This is a genomic window from Klebsiella sp. KPN54798 (assembly GCF_021184225.1).
Lineage (GTDB): Bacteria > Pseudomonadota > Gammaproteobacteria > Enterobacterales > Enterobacteriaceae > Klebsiella > Klebsiella pneumoniae.
In genome coordinates, this window is the sequence record NZ_CP089234.1 from 3,766,864 (window position 1) to 3,789,579 (window position 22,716).

Here is a 22,716-nt window from a genome sequence, read left to right on the forward strand (position 1 = left end):
GGAGCACCCTGTTATGAGTCGCAAACAATTAGCCCTGCTGGAGCCGACGCTGGTGCGCCAGGCGCTGCTGGATGCCGTGAAAAAACTCAGCCCGATGGTGCAATGGCGCAATCCGGTGATGTTTATCGTCTGGGTGGGCAGCCTGTTAACCACCCTGCTGGCGATCGCCATGGCTGGCGGCGCCCTGACCGGTAGCGCCACCTTTACCGCCGCCGTCAGCATCTGGCTGTGGTTTACCGTGCTGTTCGCCAACTTTGCCGAAGCGATGGCGGAAGGCCGCAGCAAAGCCCAGGCCAACAGCCTGAAAGGGGTGAAAAAAACGGCCTTCGCCCGCAAACTGCGCGCCCCGCAGCATGACGCGCCGGTCGACCACGTGCCGGCGGAAGACCTGCGCAAAGGCGACGTGGTGCTGGTGGAAGCCGGGGATATTATCCCCTGCGATGGCGAAGTCATCGAAGGCGGCGCCTCGGTGGACGAAAGCGCCATTACCGGCGAGTCTGCCCCGGTGATCCGTGAATCCGGTGGCGATTTTGCCTCGGTGACCGGCGGGACACGCATTCTCTCCGACTGGCTGGTGATCCGCTGCAGCGTGAACCCGGGAGAAACCTTCCTCGACCGGATGATCGCCATGGTGGAAGGCGCCCAGCGCCGTAAAACGCCGAACGAGATCGCCCTGACGATCCTGCTGATCGCCCTGACGCTGGTGTTCCTGCTGGCCACCGCCACCATCTGGCCCTTCTCGGCGTGGAGCGGCAATGCGGTCAGCGTTACCGTACTGGTCGCCCTGCTGGTGTGCCTGATCCCGACCACCATCGGAGGGCTGCTGTCGGCCATCGGCGTCGCCGGGATGAGCCGTATGCTCGGCGCCAACGTGATCGCCACCAGCGGCCGCGCGGTGGAAGCCGCTGGCGACGTCGATGTCCTGCTGCTGGATAAAACCGGGACCATTACCCTCGGCAACCGCCAGGCTTCCGCCTTCCTGCCGGCTCGCGGCGTGGAAGAGCGAACCCTCGCCGACGCCGCCCAGCTCTCCTCGCTGGCGGATGAAACCCCTGAGGGGCGCAGCATCGTGGTGCTGGCGAAACAGCGCTTTAACCTGCGCGAACGCGATCTGCAGTCGCTGCACGCCACCTTTGTCCCCTTTACCGCGCAAACGAGGATGAGCGGCATCAATATCGATCAGCGCATGATCCGCAAAGGGTCGGTGGACGCCATTCGCCGCCACGTGGAGGCCAACGGCGGCCACTTCCCTGCCGATGTCGATAAACAGGTGGAAGAGGTCGCTCGCCAGGGGGCCACGCCGCTGGTGGTCGCCGAAGGCGAAAAGGTGCTGGGGATTATTGCGCTCAAAGATATCGTCAAAGGCGGCATCAAAGAACGTTTCGCCCAGCTGCGCAAAATGGGCATTAAAACGGTGATGATCACCGGCGATAACCGCCTGACCGCCGCGGCGATCGCCGCCGAGGCCGGCGTCGATGATTTCCTCGCCGAAGCGACGCCGGAAGCCAAGCTGGCGCTGATCCGCCAGTACCAGTCGGAAGGTCGGCTGGTGGCGATGACCGGCGACGGCACCAACGACGCGCCCGCGCTGGCTCAGGCCGACGTGGCGGTAGCCATGAACTCCGGCACCCAGGCGGCGAAGGAAGCGGGCAACATGGTCGACCTGGATTCCAACCCCACCAAGCTGATTGAGGTGGTCCATATCGGCAAACAGATGTTAATGACGCGCGGCTCGCTGACCACCTTCAGTATTGCCAACGACGTGGCGAAATATTTCGCCATTATTCCGGCGGCGTTTGCCGCGGTCTATCCTCAGCTGGCCATGCTGAACGTGATGGGCCTGCATTCGCCCTCATCGGCGATCCTCAGCGCCGTTATCTTCAACGCGCTGATCATCGTCTTCCTGATCCCGCTGGCCCTGAAAGGCGTCAGCTATCGCCCGCTCTCCGCCTCAGCGATGCTGCGCCGCAACCTGTGGATCTACGGCCTCGGCGGTCTGCTGGTGCCCTTTATCGGTATTAAAGCCATCGACCTGCTGCTGACCCTGAGCGGTCTGGTGTGAGGAACAAACTATGTCATTGATTCGTCCAGCACTTGTGCTATTTATTCTGTTAACGCTGCTCACCGGCGGCGTCTATCCTCTGCTAACCACCAGCCTGGGACAATGGTGGTTTAACTCACAGGCCAACGGCTCGCTGATCCGCCTGAACGGTGAAGTGCGCGGCTCGGCGCTGATTGGCCAGAACTTCACCGCCGCAGGCTATTTCCAGGGCCGCCCGTCGGCCACCGCGGAGACGGCGGATAATCCCATGGCCTCTGGCGGCAGCAACCTCGCCGCCAGCAACCCGGCGCTGGATAAAGCGGTGAGCGAGCGCGTGCAGGCCCTGCGCGCCGCCAACCCGGACGCCGACCCGCGGGTGCCGGTCGAACTGGTCACCACCTCGGCGAGCGGTCTCGATAACAACCTGACTCCGGCCGCCGCGCTGTGGCAGGTGCCCCGGGTGGCTCAAGCGCGCCAGCTGAGCGTTGAGCAGGTAACCCAGTTGGTGAATCAGGCCACACAAACCCCGCTGCTGAGCTTCCTTGGCCAGCCGGTGGTCAATATACTGCAACTCAATATGGCGCTGGATGCCCTGAAGGATAAGTAAATGAGTGACGAGCCGCTGCGCCCGGACCCTGACCGCCTGCTGCAGCACACCGCCGCCCCGCATCGCGGCAAACTGAAAGTGTTCTTTGGCGCCTGCGCCGGGGTGGGGAAAACCTGGGCGATGCTGGCGGAAGCGCAGCGGCTGCGCGCCCAGGGGCTGGATATTCTGATTGGCGTGGCGGAGACCCACGGCCGTAAAGAGACCGCCGCGATGCTGCAGGGCCTGAGCACCCTGCCGCCGCGGCGGCTTGCCCATCGCGGGCGGTACGTCTATGAGTTCGATCTCGACGCCGCCCTCGCCCGCCGTCCGGCGCTGATTCTGGTGGATGAGCTGGCGCACAGCAATGCGCCAGGCTCCCGCCATCCAAAGCGCTGGCAGGATGTGGATGAACTGCTGGAGGCCGGGATAGATGTTTTCACTACCGTTAACGTCCAGCATCTGGAAAGCCTGAATGACGTCGTCAGCGGGATCACCGGCGTGCAGGTGCGGGAGACGGTTCCCGATCCCTTCTTTGACGCCGCGGACGACGTGGTGCTGGTGGACCTCCCCCCTGACGATCTGCGCCAACGACTCAATGAGGGCAAAGTCTACATCGGCGGCCAGGCCGAGCGCGCTATCGAAAACTTTTTCCGCAAGGGCAATCTGATTGCGCTGCGCGAGCTGGCCCTGCGCCGCACCGCCGACCGCGTCGATGAGCAGATGCGCGCCTGGCGCGACCGTCAGGGCCAGGAGAAAGTCTGGCACACCCGCGACGCGATCCTGCTCTGCATCGGGCACAACACCGGCAGCGAAAAGCTGGTGCGCGCCGCCGCCCGGCTCGCCGCCCGCCTGGGCAGCGTCTGGCATGCGGTGTATGTCGAGACCCCTTCCCTGCACCGGCTGCCGGAAGGCCGGCGGCGGGCTATTCTCGCCGCGCTGCGTCTGGCCCAGGAGCTGGGGGCCGAAACCGCCACCCTCTCCGACCCGTCGGAAGAGAAAGCGGTCCTCCATTACGCCCGCGAACATAACCTCGGCAAAATCGTCATTGGCCGGCAAAGCAAGCGCCGCTGGTGGGATCGCAGCGGCTTCGCCGATCGTCTGGCTCGCCATGCGCCGGACCTCGATCTGGTGGTGATCGCCCTCGATGAGAAACCCTTCCCCCTTGCCGCACGCGCCAGCGACAGCCGTCCGGCGCTGGAGAAATGGCGCCTGCAGCTGCAGGGCTGCGCGGTGGCGGTGGCGCTATGCGCCATCATTACCCTGGTGGCCATGCAGTGGTTGATGGCCTTCGAAGCCGCCAACCTGGTGATGCTCTATCTGCTGGGGGTGGTGCTCATCGCCCTGGTCTATGGCCGCTGGCCGTCGGTGCTGGCGACGGTGATCAACGTCATCAGCTTCGATCTCTTTTTTGTCGCCCCGCGCGGGACGCTGGCGGTGTCGGATGTCCAGTATCTGCTCACCTTCGGCGTGATGCTCACCGTGGGCCTGCTTATCGGCAACCTCACCGCCGGCGTACGCTACCAGGCGCGGGTGGCGCGCTACCGTGAACGCCGTACCCGCCATCTGTATGAGATGTCTAAAGCGCTGGCGGTGGGTCGTAGCCAGCAGGATATCGCCACCACCAGCGAGCGGTTTATCGCCTCCACCTTTCAGGCCCGCAGCCAGCTGCTGCTCCCGGACGCCCAGGGAAAACTGCTGCCCTTAACCCACCAGCCAGGGCTGACCCCGTGGGATGATGCCATCGCCCGCTGGAGCTTTGATAAGGGCCAACCTGCCGGCGCCGGCACCGATACCCTGCCCGGCGTGCCGTATCAGATCTTGCCCCTGAAGAGCGCCGCCCGCACCTGGGGACTACTGGTGGTGGAACCGGAGAATCTGCGCCAATTGATGATCCCGGAGCAGCAGCGGCTGCTGGTGACCTTTACCCTGCTGGTGGCCAGCGCTCTGGAGCGCCTCACCCTGACCGCCAGCGAAGAGCAGGCCCGTCTGACCAGCGAGCGGGAAAGCCTGCGTAACTCGCTGCTCGCCGCCCTGTCGCACGATCTGCGTACTCCGCTGACCGTGCTGTTTGGCCAGGCGGAAATTCTGACCCTCGATCTGGCCAGCGAAGGTTCAAAACATGCCCCGCAGGCCAACGAAATCCGCCAGCATGTGCTCAACACCACCCGGCTGGTGAACAACCTGTTGGATATGGCGCGGATCCAGTCCGGCGGCTTTAATCTGCATAAGGAGTGGCTGACGCTGGAGGAAGTGGTCGGCAGCGCGCTGCGCATGCTCGAGCCAAGCCTCGGCGGCCAGCATATTCAGCTGGATTTACCCGATCCCCTCCAGCTGGTGCATGTCGACGGGCCGCTGTTCGAGCGGGTGCTGATCAACCTGCTGGAAAATGCCCATAAGTATGCCGGCGCCCGGGCGAGCATCGGCATTCGCGCCGAGGCGGACGCCCGGCAGCTGTCGCTGGAAGTATGGGATAACGGTCCTGGGATCCCGGCAGGCCAGGAACAGACTATCTTTGATAAATTCGCCCGCGGCAACAAAGAGTCGGCGATCCCTGGCGTCGGGCTGGGCCTTGCCATCTGTCAGGCCATCGTCGACGTCCACGGCGGGACCATCTCCGCCAGCAACCGGCCCGAGGGCGGCGCCTCATTCCGTGTTACACTGCCTGGAGAAACGCCCCCTGAACTGGAAGAGCTACCTGAGGAATTGTGATTAACGTTCTGATTATCGAAGACGAACACGCTATCCGACGCTTTCTGCGCACCGCGCTGGAAGCCGACGGCATGCGCGTATTTGAAGCGGAAACCCTGCAGCGTGGGCTGATTGAAGCCGCCACCCGTAAGCCCGACCTCGCGATCCTCGATCTCGGCCTGCCGGATGGCGACGGCATTGATTTTATTCGCGACCTGCGTCAGTGGAGCCAGATGCCGATTATCGTCCTGTCAGCGCGTAGCGAAGAGCATGACAAAATTGCCGCCCTGGATGCCGGCGCCGATGACTACTTAAGTAAACCCTTTGGCATCGGCGAGCTGCAGGCCCGCCTGCGCGTCGCGCTGCGTCGCCATGGCGCGGCGCAGGCCGATGAGCCGGTGGTGCGCTTCGCTGACCTGGAGGTCAATATCCCCGCCCGCCGCATCCTGCGCGGCAGCGAAGAGATCCACCTGACGCCTATCGAGTTTCGCCTGCTGGCGGCACTGTTGAATAATCCCGGCAAAGTGCTTACCCAGCGCCAGCTGCTGAATCAGGTGTGGGGGCCTAACGCCGTGGAGCACAGCCACTATCTGCGGATCTATATGGGTCATCTGCGACAAAAGCTGGAGGCCGATCCGGCACGGCCGCAGCATTTGCTGACCGAAACCGGGATTGGCTATCGCTTTATGCCCTGAATCCCGCCTCTGCAGTACCAGAGGCTGGCGATTTTCAGCCCTTCAGAGAGCAGCAGAAAGCCTGCCAGGATCGCTAAATGCCGGACGCCGGCAGCCTGAATCAGCCACAGGCCCAGCGATAGCGAAGGCTGCATAAACAGCAGCCTGAGCGGCGCCTGCCCCCAGGCCAGCCACAGCGCATAGCGGCTCTGGCGGAAAAAAAAGATCATCGATAGCGGGATGCTGATAATCAGCAGAACATTCAGCGGGTACAGCCAGACCGCCGCGGAGCCCCAGGTGTGCAGCAGCTGGAGATAAGCGAGTAGATCGTCGTAAAAAGGGAGGCGGCGGTGGGCAATATTCCACCATAAGAATTGCAGGACGAAAAAGAGATCCATCCACGCCCAGAACAAAAACAGGGACTTCCGTTGTATTTTCATCGCTATCCTTGCGAAAAAAATCAGGCCCGCAAGGGGCCTGATGGTAGTGCGTCGTTAAGCGTTCTTCAGCACTTCGCTGACAATCTCTACCGCTTCTTTTTCAATCAGCTTGCGATGCTCTTCGCCGAGGAAGCTTTCGCAGTAGATCTTGTAGGCGTCTTCGGTGCCTGACGGACGCGCCGCGAACCAGCCGTTGTCGGTCATCACCTTGAGGCCGCCAATCGCCGCCCCGTTGCCCGGCGCCGCGGTCAGACGGGCAGTGATCGGATCCCCCGCCAGGGTGTCAGCGCTGACCATTTCCGGAGAGAGCTTGGACAGCGCCGCTTTCTGCGCGGAGGTCGCGGAAGCCTGCAGACGGTTGTAGCTCGGCGCGCCGAAGCGTTCCGCCAGTTCGTTGTAATGCTCCTGCGGGTTTTTCCCGGTCACCGCGGTGATCTCCGCCGCCAGCAGGCACATGATGATGCCGTCTTTATCGGTGGACCACGGCGTGCCGTCGAAGCGCAGGAAGGAGGCCCCGGCGCTCTCTTCGCCGCCGAAGCCGAAGCTGCCATCGAACAGGCCGTCGACAAACCACTTAAAGCCCACCGGCACTTCCACCAGCTTGCGGCCCAGATCGTTCACCACGCGGTCAATCATCGCGGAGGAGACCAGCGTTTTACCCACCGCCACCTCTTTGCCCCACTGCGGACGATGCTGGAACAGGTAGTTGATCGCTACCGCCAGGTAGTGGTTCGGGTTCATCAACCCCGCCGGGGTGACAATCCCGTGGCGGTCGTAATCCGGGTCGTTAGCAAACGCCAGATCGAACTTATCGCGCAGCGCCAGCAGGCCGGCCATCGCACACTCTGAGGAGCAATCCATGCGGATGGCGCCGTCTTTATCGAGGTGCATAAAGCGGAAGGTCTGATCCACCTGATCGTTAACAATGGTCAGATTGAGCTTGTAGTGCTCGCCAATGCGTTTCCAGTATTCGATACCGGACCCGCCCAGCGGATCGACGCCCAGCGTCAGGCCGGCTTTCTGGATTGCGGCCATATCGACGATATCCGCCAGCCCTTCGATGAACGGCTGCACCAGATCCTGTTCTTTAACGTGGCCAGAAGCCAGCGCCGCGTCCAGAGAAATGCGTTTCACGCCCTGCAGGCCCGCGGCCAGCAGTTCGTTGGCGCGGTTTTCCACCACTTTGGTGACGTTGGTATCAGCCGGGCCGCCGTTTGGCGGATTGTACTTGATACCACCATCTTCCGGCGGGTTGTGTGACGGGGTGATCACAATGCCGTCCGCCAGCGGACCGCCTTTTTTGTTATGCACCAGAATCGCGTTGGAGACCGCCGGCGTCGGGGTGAAGCCGTTGTTTTCCTGCACGATCACGTCGACGCCGTTGGCGGTTAACACTTCCAGCACCGAAATAAATGCCGGCTCGGAGAGGGCGTGGGTATCTTTGCCGACATAGCACGGACCGGTGATCCCGTTTTTCGCACGATCTTCCGCAATGGCCTGGGCGATGGCCAGGATATGCGGTTCGTTGAAGTTGTGGCGCGCCGCGCTACCGCGATGGCCAGAGGTGCCGAATTTTACCGCATGCTCCGCATTACCGACTTCAGGCTTCAGCACGTAGTACTGAGCAGTCAGTTGGGCGACGTTAATCAAATCACTCTGTTGCGCAGGCTGCCCCGCACGTTTATCGATTGCCATTGCCTGATCCTTCTGGTGCAAATGTTAAAAAGCTAGATCGTGCCGCAAACCTTTTCAATCAGCTCCGCAGGGAACTGCATCGACTGCATGATGTGCTCAATCATGCTGCATTTACGGCCGGTATTGGTATTGGTGATCACCCACCACGGTGTACCAGGAACCTGTTTCGGTTTGGTCTGATTACCGCTTTTCAGCAGCGTACGCGCATCTTCCGCGAAGTAAACGCGCGTGCGGCCGTGCAGAGACTCGGTGGCCTCGGCAAATGCTTTACTGTCCAGGGAGTAGAGGGTCGTCAACACCAGCATAAAACGGTTCACCGCGCGCTTCTGCTCGGCGTATTCATCAGATAACAGCATCTCGCGCATGGCGCGGACTTTATCTTTCACCGGGTTAGCGGGTTTCACCTCAGCGACAGGCGCTGGCGCCAGCGTCGGCGCGGCTTTGCTGACCGGTGTAGCCGGTTGGGAAACGGCGGAAAATTTCAGCATACGCCGTAAAATGTCGGATGCGCTCTCGCCGATATGCAGAGTGTGGCTGGCAATATAGCGATAGAGTTCATCATCAACTTCAATTGTTTTCATCTTAATCCAGTGCGATATCTTTTCTGAATACAAATCGTTGGGATTATAAGTACAAATCCCAACCGCGGATAGCGTCAAACCAGGATGGCGGTAAAACTCAGAAAACTTCTGGGTCTTGCAGCCGGATGGCAGAATGTCCAACATAATACCCTAACCCGACGGAGCGAAAAAAAGAACTTTGCCATGAAATTAAATAGCCGAGCGCAATCTGCACAGAATCCGCACAACCACTCCCCGATCGTGCTGGTCCACGGTCTGTTTGGCAGCCTGGACAACCTGGGCATCCTCGCCCGCGACCTGATCGCCGACCATGATATTGTGCAGGTCGATATGCGCAACCACGGTTTGTCGCCGCGGTCGCCAGAGATGACCTACCCCGCCATGGCGCAGGATCTGCTTGATACGCTCGACGCGCACCAGATCGAGCGCGCCACCTTTATCGGCCATTCGATGGGCGGGAAAGCGGTAATGGCGCTTACCGCCCTGGCGCCTGAACGCATCAGCGGTCTGGTGGCGATCGATATCGCGCCGGTGGATTATCACGTTCGCCGCCATGATGAGATCTTCGCCGCTATCCGCGCCGTCAGCGAATCCGCCGCCAGCACCCGCCAGCAGGCGGCGCAGGTGATGCGCGAGCACCTGCAGGAAGAAGGCGTGATTCAGTTCCTGCTGAAATCATTCGTCGACGGCGACTGGCGCTTCAACGTGCCGGTGCTGTGGGACCAGTATCCGCATATCGTCGGCTGGGAAACCATCCCGGCCTGGCCGCACCCGACGCAGTTTATTCCCGGCGGCAACTCGCCCTATGTGACCGACGCCTACCGCGACGCGCTGCTGGCCCAGTTCCCGCAGGCCCGGGCCCACGTCATCGCCGGCGCCGGACACTGGGTCCATGCCGAGAAACCCGAGGCGGTGTTACGCGCCATCCGCCGCTATCTGACGAGCATCGCCGCCTGATTGGCTAAAATATGCCCGACCGCGCCGCAGAATGCCCGCGGTCGTTGGCGCAGCCGTTCGCCTGATGTATGATGGCGCGCTATCTGCGCCGGCTAGAGCCCGGCAGCTTGTTTCCCCGAAGTCACTCAGAATCATGGCAAAAGAACAAACGGACCGTACGACATTAGATTTGTTCGCAAACGAGCGTCGCCCGGGAAGACCGAAAACCAATCCGCTGTCGCGCGATGAACAACTGCGCATCAACAAACGTAACCAGCTGAAACGCGATAAGGTTCGCGGGCTGAAGCGCGTGGAGTTAAAACTCAACGCCGATGCGGTCGATGCGCTCAACGAGCTGGCGGAAGCGCGTAATATGAGCCGCAGCGATCTCATTGAAGAGATGCTGATGACCCAGTTAACCGCCCTGCGCAGCCAGGGAAAAGTCTAACTTTCCGCGAAAAACCCGCATTCATGTAGCAGAGTGTGCAGTCGGGCGTGATTGCTGTTTCCGCGCCCTTGCCTGTTCTGCTATGATTGCCGTTATCTATGGGCATTGCGTCCCTACCACATCATTTAAGTTTCAAGAGGTTATTTTACTCATGGCAATCATCGGCATCTTTTTTGGCAGCGACACCGGCAACACCGAAAATATTGCAAAAATGATTCAAAAGCAGCTTGGTAAAGATGTTGCTGATGTTCACGACATTGCCAAAAGCAGCAAAGAAGACCTGGAAGCCCACGACATCCTGCTGCTCGGTATCCCGACCTGGTACTACGGTGAAGCGCAGTGTGACTGGGATGACTTCTTCCCGACGCTGGAAGAGATCGACTTCAATGGCAAACTGGTGGCGCTGTTCGGCTGCGGCGACCAGGAAGATTACGCAGAATACTTCTGCGACGCGCTGGGCACCATCCGCGACATCATTGAGCCGCGCGGCGCGACCATCGTCGGTCACTGGCCAACGGCGGGGTATCATTTTGAGGCTTCCAAAGGCCTGGCGGATGAAGACCACTTCGTCGGCCTCGCCATTGATGAAGACCGCCAGCCGGAGCTGACCAACGAGCGCGTTGAGAAATGGGTGAAGCAGGTTGCCGAAGAGCTGCACCTCGAAGAAATCAAAAACGCCTGATGATTAAGCGGCGCAATCATTGAGTTGCGCCGCATTAATAGACAAAAGCAATCAAACTAATAGCTACAAGTTTTTAACTTTTAATCACATATCTGTACAATGTCCTCTGATTCTACGAGGCACGTGACGCAGTTTGTAGCTGGTGCCTCGTTTTTGACAGCAAACCAGGCCTGATGCTTGCAGTTTTCATTTACCAGTGGCAGTTCTATAATGAGACGCATTACGTCGGGTTAATTTCTGTATGACTTCCGTTGAAGGAAGTAGATCGTTTAGCAACAGGACAGATTCCGCATGACTGACAACAATACCGCATTAAAGAAGGCTGGCCTGAAAGTCACACTTCCTCGACTAAAAATCCTTGAAGTGCTGCAGGAACCGGATAACCATCATGTCAGTGCGGAAGACTTATATAAACGCCTGATCGACATGGGCGAAGAGATCGGTCTGGCGACCGTTTACCGCGTCCTCAACCAGTTTGATGACGCCGGCATCGTGACTCGTCATAATTTCGAAGGCGGAAAATCCGTTTTCGAACTGACCCAGCAGCATCACCACGATCACCTGATCTGCCTCGACTGCGGCAAAGTGATCGAATTCAGCGACGACTCGATCGAATTACGCCAGCGTGAAATTGCCTCCCGCCACGGCATCCGCCTGACCAACCACAGTTTATATCTGTACGGTCACTGTGCGGAAGGGGATTGCCGCGAGGACGAACACGCCCACGACGCGGTGGAAAAATAATTCCCCGTTTCGCTGAGACTGAAAAGCCAACCTGCCGGTTGGCTTTTTTATGGGCGCCTCTGCCGCCCTTCCCGCTCACGCCCCTGGGGTGACTTTCCTCATCCCCGCTTTGTCCGGAGAGTTGATATGGAACTTCGCCAGCGGGGCGATCTCTGACCGGATCGGTCGTCGTCCGGTGCTGATGGGCATTACCGTGCTGGCGCTGCTCACCACCTGGCCGGTGATGCACTGGCTCACCGTCGCGCCCGATTTCACCCGTATGACGCTGGTCCTGCTATGGTTCTCGTTCTTCTTTGGCATGTATAACGGCGCGATGGTCGCGGCGCTTACCGAAGTTATGCCGGTATACGTCCGCACCGTGGGCTTTTCGCTGGCCTTTAGTCTCGCTACTGCCATTTTCGGCGGCCTGACGCCAGCTATTTCCACCGCCCTGGTCGAGCTCAGCGGCGATAAAAGCGCGCCGGGCTGGTGGCTAATGTGCGCCGCGCAGTGCGGATTCATTGCCACCGCGCTACTGTTCGTGCGGCTGAGCCGCGGCTATCAGCCGGCGGAGAGTCAGCGCTAAAAAAACAAACGGGCGGAGATATGCCCCGCCCGTTTGCCGCTGCCGTCTGATTTAATGGGTCGTATTATTGCTGCGGATCTCCTTCCAGATCTGATCGCAGCGCGCTTTCACCGCCTGATCGTTGCCAGTGCGGGTGGCCTGAATACACTGTTGGTAATCCAGGACGCGAACGCTCTCCTGGTTGGCGAACTGCTGGTGCTGTTTATCCTTTTTCAGCACATTCAGTACGCTCTGGCAGGCTTCAATCTTGTCCGGATTCCCTTCCGCCGTATTAATACAGGCGCTATAGGCATCTTTCAGTTTGGTGTCTTCTTTCGGCGCCGGCGACGTGGTGCAGGCCACCAGGCCCGCTGCCATCATGGCAATAAGCAGCATTTTTTTCATTGTCGTTCTCCCAGAGGTGCGGCAGGCTCACGCCCGCCGCGCAGGCATCAGAAAATAGTGAACGGGGCGATAACCATGAACTTCACGTCGCGCTCATCCTGGAAGATGTTGCCGTAGCCGCCGCTCCAGCTCGGAATATCGGAATGGTTGTCGTATTGGGTAAAGTGCAGTTTGAACAGGGTGCCCTTCGCCCGCCCTTCCTGTACGGTATACATTGCATCCAGGCTATAGGCCGACTCTTTCAGGCGATAGTCAGGGTCATAGTACGCATCCGGAGAGGACATTCTTCCCGGCTTCGCATCCCAGGCGTAGACATAAGACGCGCCGAACGCCCAGCCCGGCATATCCCAGTTTTTCATGTCATACATCGCGCCAAAGAAGACCGCTTTTTCGCCGTTGGCGTTAAAGTCGGAGCGGTTATCCCACCAGATATCGAGACGACCATTGGAAGAGGCGTAGGTCGGGGTCATACGCTGCAGGAAGTAGCCCTGCTGGCCATCAGCCTTCACCCAGGTTCCCTCGAGACGCAGATCCAGGACATCCGCCACCTTATAACCAAAGGTTAACGCCTGCAGCCATGCGGTGCCATCATAGATGTCGTTGACCCCGCCGTTGCTGACCTTATCGCGGGTGCCGTAGAACTGGTAGCTGGTGCTCAGCGGCGCGCCGGCGACGTCAAACTTGTAGCTGGCTTTAGCAAAGTACTGATCGATATAGCCCTGAGCCTGACCAAATGCCGCCTCCAGCACCAGGTCATTTTTGAAATCATATTTAGCGCCGACGGAGTGGAGGTAATCGACTTTGGTCTTCTTATCGTTCTGATAGAAATCGTCCATCTCGATATGCCATGGCGCTTTATACTCGTTCGTCCACATATAGGAGAAACTTAACGCGCCCGCCGTGCCATAGTCGAAGTTAGCCCCGGCCTCCGCCCCCTGATAGGTACCTGGCATAAAACTCCAGTGCGGGGCCAGCAGAGTCTGGCCGGTTGGCTGGATATAGCCCGCACGTGCCCACGCCGGACCATATTTGAATTTCGCTGCGGCTTTATACAGGCTGATGCCGCTCTTATCGCCGGAATAGTCTTCGTCATAGGCTTTGTTACGTGACGAGAAGGCAATTTCGTTCGGGTGACCGCTATCGCCGTTCTCCGCCATTTCAATCGCGGTAAACGCGGCAATATCAAGGCCAAACATATCGGCGGCATAGCCGGACTGGAAGTCCAGGTTGGCGTTCCAGGTGGAGTGGGAAAGGTTGGTTTTGTATTTGTCGCCGTCGGTCACATCTTTACGGTCACGCTCACGCTGCCAGTAATAGATACCGCCGGTTAAGGTTGAATCATCGATAAAGCCTGCTGCGCTGGCCTGTGGAGCAACAACCCAGCCCGACATCGCGGTGACGGCGGCAATAGCCAGCGCCAGCGTACTACGTTTGCCACTAAACGTACGCATGTGCATATCCTCTTTGACGTTTTAAAAGGCGAAGACCAGCGGTCAATCGCTAAAAAATAAATAAAACTGCAAAATGTGGGGCGGTAAAAAAGACCGCGAAACCACTGTAGATAGACTATTTTTCGTGACGCGAATTATCAATGTTTTTCGTGAGGCAAAGCTTAAGATTATGACAAAGCGCACATATTTTATGTCGTTTTGTTACAGTCTTATCTCTGATGATTTTGTTATGGAAGTCATTGCAAAATCAGGGAAAAACGCAATCATTGAAAGCGATTACATTGGTTTTTTGTATGTGACAGGAAACATCAGAAGCGCTATTTATTACCGCGCAGAAACAGAATTAATTCGCATCGCGAAAATGAAAAGTTTAATTAGCTGATTCTGAAACAAAAAAAGCGCCGCTGGGAGCGACGCTTTGACAGAAAAGAAATGTTATTCGCCCGCTTTCGCCCAGGTATCACGCAGCCCGACGGTGCGGTTGAACACCAGATTGGTTGCGGTTGCATAGCGGCTGTCGAGGCAGAAATAGCCTTCACGCTCAAACTGATAAGCTTTACCGGCTTCGGCCTGCGCCAGGCTCGGCTCCGCGTACCCCTGTTTGATCACCAGCGATTCCGGGTTGATCACTGCGAGGAAATCGTCCGCCGCGCCCGGGTTTGGCACGCTGAACAGACGATCGTAGAGACGGATCTCTACCGGCAGCGCATGCGCCGCGCTTACCCAATGGATCACGCCTTTGACCTTGCGGCCGTCGGCCGGGTCTTTGCTCAGGGTGTCGGCATCGTAGGTGCAGAAGATGGTGGTAATATTGCCTTCGGCATCTTTCTCCACGCGTTCCGCTTTGATGACGTAGGCGTTGCGCAGACGCACTTCTTTACCCAGCACCAGACGCTTGTACTGTTTGTTGGCTTCTTCGCGGAAGTCCGCGCGATCGATCCAGATTTCGGCGCTGAACGGCACTTCACGACTGCCCATTTCCGGCTTGTTCGGATGGTTCGGCATCACCACCATTTCGCTTTCGCCCTGCGGATAGTTCTCGATAACCAGTTTCACCGGATCGATCACCGCCATCGCGCGCGGGGCGTTTTCGTTCAGATCTTCACGAATGCAGGACTCCAGCGACGCCATCTCGATGGTGTTGTCCTGCTTGGTCACGCCGATGCGCTTGCAGAACTCGCGGATGGATTCGGCGGTGTAGCCGCGACGACGCAGACCGGAGATGGTCGGCATACGCGGGTCGTCCCAGCCTTCCACGTGCTTTTCAGTCACCAGCTGGTTCAGCTTACGCTTGGACATCACGGTGTATTCGAGATTCAGGCGCGAGAATTCGTACTGACGCGGATGCACCGGGATGCTGATGTTGTCCAGCACCCAATCGTACAGGCGGCGGTTGTCCTGGAACTCCAGGGTACACAGCGAGTGGGTAATGCCTTCCAGCGCATCGCTGATGCAGTGGGTGAAGTCGTACATCGGGTAGATGCACCACTTGTTGCCGGTCTGATGATGCTCAGCGAACTTAATGCGGTACAGCACCGGATCGCGCATCACAATAAACGGCGATGCCATATCGATCTTCGCGCGCAGGCAGGCTTTACCCTCTTCGAAGCCGCCGCTGCGCATTTTTTCAAACAGCGCCAGGTTCTCTTCCACGCTGCGGTCGCGATACGGGCTGTTTTTACCCGGCGCTTTCAGGGTGCCGCGGTATTCGCGAATTTCATCAGGAGAGAGTTCATCAACATAGGCCAGACCTTTGTTGATCAGCTCAACCGCATACTGATGCAGCTGATCGAAATAATCAGACGAGTAGCATACGTCCCCGGACCAGTGGAAACCTAACCACTGCACGTCGTTTTTAATCGACTCAACGTATTCGATATCTTCTTTCACCGGGTTGGTGTCATCGAAACGCAGGTTGCATTGGCCCTGATAATCCTGGGCGATGCCGAAGTTCAGGCAGATGGATTTTGCATGGCCAATGTGCAGATAACCGTTCGGCTCCGGCGGGAAGCGAGTGTGAACGGTGGTATGTTTACCGGTAGCCAGATCTTCATCAATAATCTGACGGATAAAGTTAGTCGGGCGGGCTTCTGCCTCACTCATCACGGGTTCCTCAAAGCGTAAACAACGTATAACGGCACATGATCTTACAAGCAGGGCGTAGTGACAACTATTAGTTACGTAAAATAGGTATCAGAAGAGGATTATGGGGCCGATTGCTGGAAAAAAAAGCGGCGAAGGTTTCCCTTCGCCGCTGAGGCAAAAACTCGACTCAGGAGCCTTACTTGCCTTTAATCTCATACAGCGGCGTCTGGCCAGCAACGACCTTACCGCTCACCAGTATCACCAGCGCGCTGTAGTCATCGCTGTTGCTGCAGACGACCGGACTGATCATTGAGCGCGCGTTGGCGTTGAGGAAGTCCAGATCCATTTCCAGAATCGGCTCACCCGCCTTCACGTCCGTGCCCTCTTCAACCAGACGTTTGAAGCCCTTGCCTTCCAGCGCCACGGTGTCGATACCCATGTGAACGACGATTTCCGCACCGTTGTTGGTTTCGAGGCAGAACGCGTGGTTAGTGTTGAAAATTTTCACCACGGTACCGGCGGCCGGGGCCACCACGATGTTGCTGGTCGGTTTCACCGCGATCCCGTCGCCAACGGCTTTGCTGGCGAAGGCTTCGTCCGGCACCTGCTCAAGGGCCACCACGTCACCGGTAATCGGCGAAACCAGCGACTCAACGGTCTTCGCGTTCGCTACCGCCTGCGGTTTAGCCGCGGGCGCTGCGGTGGCGACGTTGCCAGCCGGTGCGGCTGCCGCTGCCGCTACCGGGCCGCGGGTAACCACTTTTTTCATCTCATCGCCGATAGACTCTGCTTTCGCACCGACGATAACCTGAATGGTTTGCTTATTCAGTTTCACCACCCCGGACGCGCCGAGACGTTTACAGGCGGCGTCGTTCACCTTCGCCGAATCGCCCACGGTCAGACGCAGACGGGTGATACAGGCGTCAATGGCTTTCAGGTTGTCCGTTCCGCCCACCGCGGCGATATAGCTGGTCGCCAGCTGGGTCAGCCCCTCTTCAGTGTTGCTGTTGGCTTCTTCCGTTACCACGTCAGCGGCTTTGTCTTCACGACCCGGCGTTTTCAGGTTGAACATGCGGATCACCGCGCTGAACAGCAGGAAGTAGACGAAGAAGAACACCACGCCCATCACCAGCAGCATCCAGACGTTTTTGCTGGCGGCCGGCAGGCTGTACATCAGCACGTAGTCAATTGCACCTGCGGAGAAGGAGAAGCCCGCATGGATCCCGAGCGCCGTTGCGATGAACAGGCTGATACCGGTCAGCACCGCATGCAGGAGGTACAGCAGCGGAGCCAGGAACATGAACAGGAATTCCAGCGGCTCGGTTACCCCGGTCAGGAACGCGGTGATGGCCACGGACAGCAGCATACCGCCTACCATCGGACGACGCGCTTTCGGCGCCGCCAGATACATCGCCAGCGCCGCACCCGGCAGACCAAACATCATGATTGGGAAGAAGCCGGACATGAACATCCCCGCGGTGCCGTCGCCGGCGTAGAAGCGGTTGATGTCGCCGTGGAACACAGCGCCAGCGGCGTTAGTGAACTCACCAATCTGGAACCAGGCGATGGTGTTCAGCACCTGATGCAGACCGGTTGGGATCAGCAGACGGTTGATGAAACCAAAGATACCGGAACCCAGCGCCCCTGCGGAGACGATCCATTCGCCGCCAGAGTGGATAGCGTGCTGCACCGGCGGCCAGACGTAGCCGAAGATCGCCGCGAGGATCAGACAGAAGAAGCCGGTGGCGATCGGCACGAAGCGTTTGCCGCCGAAGAAGCTCAGGAAGTCCGGCAGCTTGATGCCGGCCCAGCGGTTGTATACCGCCCCTGCCACCAGACCGGTAATGATACCGGCCAGCACGCCCATATTGATTTCCGGGTTGATGGTGACCATCGCTTTGGTCATCACGAAATACCCTACCGCACCGGCCAGCGCCGCAGAACCGGCGTTATCCTTGGACCAGCTTGATGCCACACCAATTGCGAAGATCAGCGCCAGATTATCGAAGATCGCCCCACCCGCTTGCGCGATGAAGGGTACATTCAACAGGTCTGGTTGCCCGAAACGCAGCAGCAATGCCGCGACCGGCAGCACTGCGATAGGGAGCTGCAACGCCCTACCCAGTCGCTGAAAGAAACCTAAAATATTCATCTTATTCCCCCTATGAGACCCCGATGAGGCTCATTTCAAAGCCACTTTTTTATTGTGTAACAAGGTCGGTTTTATCACTTACCGGCAAAGTGTGTGAAAAATTAATTCGTATCGCAAATTAAACGGGTATTTTTTGTGATAATTATCACCAAATATCGTATTCCCTCCTCCCTTGCACTGGCTAACAACGAAAACTTATTTTATCATTCAAAAAATCAACACGGATTGACCCCGGTCGGCGCAGTTGCTGCAATACTCTCCTTAGAGTGCTGGCGCCAATCCGCCAGAATCTACTTTGACTATAGAGGTGAAGAATGAGACTGATTCCCCTGGTAACCGCTGAGCAGGTCGGTAAATGGGCTGCCCGCCATATCGTTAACCGCATTAATGCATTTAAACCAACCGCGGACCGTCCGTTCGTGCTGGGTCTGCCAACCGGTGGTACCCCGCTGACCGCCTACAAGGCGCTGGTTGAAATGCATAAAGCAGGCCAGGTTAGCTTCAAGCACGTCGTCACCTTTAACATGGATGAATACGTTGGCCTGCCGAAAGAGCATCCGGAAAGCTATCATAGCTTTATGCACCGTAATTTCTTTGACCACGTTGATATTCCGGCAGAAAATATCAACCTGCTGAATGGTAACGCGCCGGACATCGATGCGGAATGCCGTCGCTATGAAGAAAAAATTCGTTCCTACGGTAAAATCCACCTGTTCATGGGCGGCGTGGGCAACGATGGTCATATCGCGTTTAACGAACCGGCCTCTTCTCTGGCGTCCCGCACCCGTATTAAGACCCTGACCCATGAAACCCGCGTAGCGAACTCCCGCTTCTTCGACGGCGATGTGGATCTGGTGCCGAAATATGCGCTGACCGTCGGCGTGGGCACCCTGCTGGACGCAGAAGAAGTGATGATTCTGGTGCTGGGTCATCAGAAAGCGCTGGCGCTGCAGGCGGCGGTAGAAGGTAACGTCAACCACATGTGGACCATTACCTGTCTGCAGCTGCATCCGAAGGCGGTGATCGTCTGCGACGAACCGTCCACCATGGAGCTGAAAGTGAAGACGCTGAAATATTTCAACGAATTAGAAGCTGAAAATATTAAAGGTCTGTAATGTAGTCCTTCCCGCGCCCTGGCGCGGGATCATCTTTTTCTTTGTACGCACCATCATGCCGGCGGCAAACGAACGAACGCTGACCTGATGAGGCGTATATACCGGGGGTCGTAATGTATGCATTAACCCAGGGCCGGGTTTATACCGGTCATGAAATTCTCGATGACCATGCGGTTGTTATCGCTAATGGCTTTATCGAACGTCTTTGTCCGCTGGCAGATTTGCCGTCTGACATCGAGCAGCGCTCAGTCAACGGCGCAATAATCGCCCCCGGTTTTATCGACGTCCAGCTCAACGGCTGCGGCGGCGTGCAGTTTAACGACAGCCCAGAGGCGGTCACTGTCGAAACGCTGGAGATCATGCAGAAGGCCAACGAACGCTCAGGCTGCACCAGCTTCCTGCCGACGCTGATTACCTCCAGCGACGATCTGATGAAGCAAGGCGTGCGCGTGATGCGCGAATATCTGCAAAAACATCCGAACCAGGCGCTGGGCCTGCATCTCGAAGGGCCGTGGCTGAATATCGTTAAGAAAGGCACCCACAATCCGGACTACGTGCGTAAACCGGACGCGGCGCTGGTCGATTTCCTGTGCGACAACGCCGATGTGATCACCAAAGTGACCCTCGCCCCTGAGCGCGTTGAGCCAGAAGTGATCCGCAAACTGGTCGCCGCCGGGATCGTTGTCTCCGCGGGCCACTCCAACGCTACGCTGAAAGAGGCGAAAGTCGGCTTCCGCGCGGGCATTACCTTCGCCACCCACCTGTATAATGCGATGCCGTACATTACCGGCCGCGAACCGGGTCTTGCCGGGGCGATTTTTGACGAGCCGGATGTCTACTGCGGTATCATCGTCGACGGGATGCACGTCGATTACGCCAACGTGCGCAACGCCAAGCGCCTGAAAGGCGACAAGCTGTGCCTGGTCACCGACGCCACCGCGCCGGCGGGGGCGAATATTGACCAGTTCATTTTTGCCGGGAAAACAATATACTACCGCAATGGGCTGTGCGTAGATGAAAACGGCACCCTCAGCGGATCTTCCCTGACCATGATTGAAGGGGTGCGTAATCTGGTTGAGCATTGCGGCGTGGCACTGGACGAAGTATTGCGCATGGCGACGCTCTATCCTGCGCGCGCTATCGGCGTGGACAAGCAGCTCGGCAGCATTGCGCCGGGCATGGTCGCTAACCTGACCGCCTTTACACGCGATTATAAAATCACCAAGACCATCGTTAATGGTAACGAGGTCGTCACTGAGTAAGTAAAAGTATGACAGCAGGCGGACAAGCTCAAATTGGTAACGTTGACCTCGTAAAACAACTGAACAGCGCGGCCGTGTACCGCCTGATTGACCAGCATGGGCCCATCTCGCGCATTCAGATAGCCGAACAAAGCCAGCTTGCCCCTGCCAGCGTGACCAAAATCACGCGTCAGCTTATTGAGCGCGGCCTGATCAAAGAAGTCGATCAGCAGGCCTCCACCGGTGGCCGCCGCGCTATCTCTATCATCGCAGAAACTCGCAACTTCAACGCCATCGGCGTGCGGCTTGGCCGCTATGACGCCACTCTGACCCTGTATGATTTAAGCAGCAAGACCCTGGAAGAGGAGCACTTCCCGCTGCCCGAGCGCACCCAGGAAACGCTGGAACACGCCCTGCTGAATATCATCGCCACCTTTATCGAAAACTGTCAGCGCAAAATTCGCGAGCTGATCGCTATCTCAGTGATCCTGCCGGGCCTCGTCGACCCGGAAAGCGGCGTGATCCGCTATATGCCGCACATTGCGGTGGAAAACTGGGGCCTGGTCGGGGCGCTGGAGAAACGCTTCAACGTTACCTGCTTTGTTGGCCACGATATCCGCAGCCTGGCGCTGGCCGAGCACTATTTTGGCGCAAGCCAGGATTGCGAAGACTCCATTCTGGTGCGCGTGCACCGCGGTACCGGGGCGGGGATTATCTCCAACGGGCGCATTTTTATCGGCCGCAACGGCAACGTCGGCGAAATTGGCCATATTCAGGTCGACCCGCTGGGCGAACGCTGCCACTGCGGCAACTTCGGCTGTCTGGAGACCGTCGCGGCCAATGCCGCCATTGAACAGCGGGTTCGCCACCTGCTGGAGCAGGGCTACCAGAGCCGTCTGACGCCGGATGACTGCACGATCAAAACTATCTGCAAAGCGGCCAACAAGGGCGATGCCCTGGCCTGCGAGGTGATTGAGTACGTGGGGCGCCACCTCGGGAAAACGATCGCCATCGCCATTAACCTGTTCAACCCACAAAAAATCGTCGTCGCCGGCGAAATAGTGGAAGCTGAAAAGGTCCTTCTTCCGGCCATCGAAGGCTGCATTAACGCCCAGGCGCTTAAGGCGTTTCGTAAGAACCTGCCGGTGGTGCGCTCCACCCTCGATCACCGCTCTGCAATCGGCGCCTTCGCGCTGGTCAAACGCGCCATGCTCAATGGCACGCTGCTGCAGCGTTTGCTTGAGAGCTAATCGCCCCTTTTCTGATAGCGCGTCACCTTGATACGGACGGGCCTCGCCCGTCAGAGGTGTGAAACCTCATCGATGACGCGTATAGTTTCGTCTTTGTTAATGATTCTGGACCCACCATGACCATTCAAAACATAATTTGTGATATTGACGGCGTACTGATGCACGATAACGTCGCCGTTCCCGGCGCAGCCGAGTTTATCAAGCGCATCCTCGATAAAGGCATGCCGCTGGTAATGCTGACCAACTACCCGTCGCAAACCGGCCAGGATCTGGCGAACCGTTTCGCCACCGCTGGAATTGATGTTCCGGATAGCGCCTTTTACACCTCAGCGATGGCCACCGCCGATTTTCTGCGTCGCCAGGAAGGCAAAAAAGCCTACGTGGTGGGAGAAGGGGCGCTGATCCACGAGCTGTACAAAGCCGGCTTTACCATTACCGATGTGAACCCGGATTTTGTCATCGTCGGGGAAACTCGTTCCTTTAACTGGGAAATGATGCATAAGGCCGCCTTCTTCGTCGCCAACGGCGCCCGCTTCATTGCCACTAACCCGGATACGCACGGTCGCGGCTTCTACCCTGCCTGCGGCGCGCTGTGCGCCGGGATCGAGAAGATCTCCGGCCGTAAGCCGTTTTACGTCGGCAAACCCAGCCCGTGGATCATCCGTTCAGCGCTGAATAAAATGCAGGCTCACTCCGAGCAGACGGTGATTGTCGGCGATAACCTGCGCACCGATATACTGGCCGGTTTCCAGGCAGGGCTGGAGACTATTCTGGTGCTCTCCGGCGTCTCCACCCTCGACGACATCGACAGCATGCCGTTCCGCCCGTCGTGGATTTACCCTTCCGTCGCGGAAATCGATATTTTCTGATGCCAACCACGTCGCAGGACGTGGTTTTTCATTTCTAGCGCCCATCAGAATTACCCCATCTAATAAAAACGGCCTATAAATACGAATTC

At 58.1% G+C, this 22,716-nt stretch carries 21 protein-coding genes; 14 read left to right on the forward strand and 7 right to left on the reverse strand.

The genetic code is table 11. The annotated features are described in order from the left end of the window. Positions 1-13 precede the first annotated feature (13 nt). The 4 genes from kdpB to kdpE are packed head-to-tail and all read left to right on the forward strand — an operon-like array spanning position 14 to position 6,010. Positions 14-2,062 carry a potassium-transporting ATPase subunit KdpB gene (gene kdpB, locus LPQ25_RS18195; protein ID WP_004147607.1) on the forward strand — a complete coding sequence of 683 codons (2,049 nt, stop codon included), beginning with the start codon at positions 14-16 and terminating at the stop codon, positions 2,060-2,062. 10 nt (positions 2,063-2,072) lie between these two features. Then, a complete protein-coding gene (gene kdpC / locus LPQ25_RS18200; protein WP_004142248.1) occupies positions 2,073-2,648 on the forward strand; it encodes a potassium-transporting ATPase subunit KdpC in 576 nt (191 codons plus the stop codon). Beyond that, complete coding sequence (kdpD, locus tag LPQ25_RS18205; protein ID WP_234599485.1) at positions 2,649-5,336, forward strand: two-component system sensor histidine kinase KdpD; 2,688 nt, start codon at positions 2,649-2,651, stop codon at positions 5,334-5,336. Then, positions 5,333-6,010, forward strand: a complete 678-nt coding sequence (gene kdpE / locus LPQ25_RS18210) for a two-component system response regulator KdpE (RefSeq protein ID WP_002894776.1) — start codon at positions 5,333-5,335, stop codon at positions 6,008-6,010. The genes kdpD and kdpE overlap by 4 nt, the downstream gene beginning before the upstream one ends. On the opposite strand, the gene LPQ25_RS18215 is transcribed toward kdpE, so the two are convergent. Genes LPQ25_RS18215 through seqA form a run of 3 tightly spaced genes read right to left on the reverse strand, consistent with a single transcriptional unit; the run spans position 5,992 to position 8,705 of the window. Continuing rightward, positions 5,992-6,429: a hypothetical protein gene (locus LPQ25_RS18215; RefSeq protein WP_004176864.1), complete on the reverse strand. Its 438-nt coding sequence runs from the start codon at positions 6,427-6,429 to the stop codon at positions 5,992-5,994. The two genes, kdpE and LPQ25_RS18215, sit on opposite strands and share 19 nt — an antisense overlap. A 54-nt stretch (positions 6,430-6,483) precedes the next feature. After that, on the reverse strand, positions 6,484-8,124 hold the full coding sequence (gene pgm, locus LPQ25_RS18220; RefSeq protein WP_002894773.1) for a phosphoglucomutase (alpha-D-glucose-1,6-bisphosphate-dependent): 1,641 nt from the start codon (positions 8,122-8,124) through the stop codon (positions 6,484-6,486). 32 nt (positions 8,125-8,156) lie between these two features. Then, positions 8,157-8,705: a replication initiation negative regulator SeqA gene (gene seqA, locus LPQ25_RS18225; RefSeq protein WP_002894771.1), complete on the reverse strand. Its 549-nt coding sequence runs from the start codon at positions 8,703-8,705 to the stop codon at positions 8,157-8,159. Positions 8,706-8,888: 183 nt separating this feature from the next. Here seqA and ybfF point away from each other — a divergent pair, with 183 nt between their 5' ends. From ybfF to LPQ25_RS18250, 5 genes are all read left to right on the forward strand, one after another. Continuing rightward, a complete protein-coding gene (gene ybfF / locus LPQ25_RS18230; protein ID WP_004152229.1) occupies positions 8,889-9,662 on the forward strand; it encodes an esterase in 774 nt (257 codons plus the stop codon). A gap of 133 nt (positions 9,663-9,795) precedes the next feature. Continuing rightward, positions 9,796-10,089 carry a LexA regulated protein gene (gene ybfE, locus LPQ25_RS18235; RefSeq protein ID WP_002894767.1) on the forward strand — a complete coding sequence of 98 codons (294 nt, stop codon included), beginning with the start codon at positions 9,796-9,798 and terminating at the stop codon, positions 10,087-10,089. Positions 10,090-10,240: 151 nt separating this feature from the next. Continuing rightward, on the forward strand, positions 10,241-10,771 hold the full coding sequence (fldA, locus tag LPQ25_RS18240) for a flavodoxin FldA (protein WP_014907923.1): 531 nt from the start codon (positions 10,241-10,243) through the stop codon (positions 10,769-10,771). Between the two features lie 291 nt (positions 10,772-11,062). Continuing rightward, on the forward strand, positions 11,063-11,515 hold the full coding sequence (gene fur / locus LPQ25_RS18245) for a ferric iron uptake transcriptional regulator (RefSeq protein ID WP_002894761.1): 453 nt from the start codon (positions 11,063-11,065) through the stop codon (positions 11,513-11,515). Positions 11,516-11,636: 121 nt separating this feature from the next. Next, positions 11,637-12,080 carry a major facilitator transporter gene (locus tag LPQ25_RS18250; RefSeq protein WP_014907924.1) on the forward strand — a complete coding sequence of 148 codons (444 nt, stop codon included), beginning with the start codon at positions 11,637-11,639 and terminating at the stop codon, positions 12,078-12,080. Positions 12,081-12,131: 51 nt separating this feature from the next. Here LPQ25_RS18250 and chiQ read toward each other — a convergent pair whose 3' ends face one another. Both chiQ and chiP read right to left on the reverse strand, forming a co-directional pair. Further along, positions 12,132-12,464 (reverse strand): ChiQ/YbfN family lipoprotein, encoded by a 333-nt coding sequence (gene chiQ, locus LPQ25_RS18255; protein WP_002894759.1) that lies wholly within the window; start codon positions 12,462-12,464, stop codon positions 12,132-12,134. Between the two features lie 47 nt (positions 12,465-12,511). Continuing rightward, positions 12,512-13,915 carry a chitoporin ChiP gene (chiP, locus tag LPQ25_RS18260; RefSeq protein WP_004152230.1) on the reverse strand — a complete coding sequence of 468 codons (1,404 nt, stop codon included), beginning with the start codon at positions 13,913-13,915 and terminating at the stop codon, positions 12,512-12,514. A gap of 229 nt (positions 13,916-14,144) precedes the next feature. On the opposite strand from chiP, the gene LPQ25_RS27445 reads away from it, so the two are divergent. Next, positions 14,145-14,297: a hypothetical protein gene (locus LPQ25_RS27445; RefSeq protein WP_410404544.1), complete on the forward strand. Its 153-nt coding sequence runs from the start codon at positions 14,145-14,147 to the stop codon at positions 14,295-14,297. 53 nt (positions 14,298-14,350) lie between these two features. On the opposite strand, the gene glnS is transcribed toward LPQ25_RS27445, so the two are convergent. After that, positions 14,351-16,018, reverse strand: a complete 1,668-nt coding sequence (gene glnS / locus LPQ25_RS18270; protein WP_002894753.1) for a glutamine--tRNA ligase — start codon at positions 16,016-16,018, stop codon at positions 14,351-14,353. 178 nt (positions 16,019-16,196) lie between these two features. After that, positions 16,197-18,152 (reverse strand): PTS N-acetyl glucosamine transporter subunit IIABC, encoded by a 1,956-nt coding sequence (nagE, locus tag LPQ25_RS18275; protein WP_012737653.1) that lies wholly within the window; start codon positions 18,150-18,152, stop codon positions 16,197-16,199. Between the two features lie 314 nt (positions 18,153-18,466). Between nagE and nagB the strand changes: the two genes are divergently transcribed. The 4 genes from nagB to LPQ25_RS18295 all read left to right on the forward strand — a co-directional run bounded on the left by nagB (position 18,467) and on the right by LPQ25_RS18295 (position 22,627). After that, positions 18,467-19,267 carry a glucosamine-6-phosphate deaminase gene (gene nagB, locus LPQ25_RS18280; RefSeq protein ID WP_002894749.1) on the forward strand — a complete coding sequence of 267 codons (801 nt, stop codon included), beginning with the start codon at positions 18,467-18,469 and terminating at the stop codon, positions 19,265-19,267. A 113-nt stretch (positions 19,268-19,380) separates the two neighbouring features. Beyond that, a complete protein-coding gene (gene nagA, locus LPQ25_RS18285; RefSeq protein WP_002894747.1) occupies positions 19,381-20,529 on the forward strand; it encodes an N-acetylglucosamine-6-phosphate deacetylase in 1,149 nt (382 codons plus the stop codon). An 8-nt stretch (positions 20,530-20,537) separates the two neighbouring features. Then, the gene (gene nagC / locus LPQ25_RS18290; protein WP_002894742.1) at positions 20,538-21,758 is read left to right on the forward strand and encodes a DNA-binding transcriptional regulator NagC; all 1,221 of its coding nucleotides are present in this window, start codon (positions 20,538-20,540) and stop codon (positions 21,756-21,758) included. Between the two features lie 116 nt (positions 21,759-21,874). Then, positions 21,875-22,627 (forward strand): HAD-IIA family hydrolase, encoded by a 753-nt coding sequence (locus tag LPQ25_RS18295; protein ID WP_002894738.1) that lies wholly within the window; start codon positions 21,875-21,877, stop codon positions 22,625-22,627. The last annotated feature ends 89 nt before the right edge of the window (positions 22,628-22,716 follow it).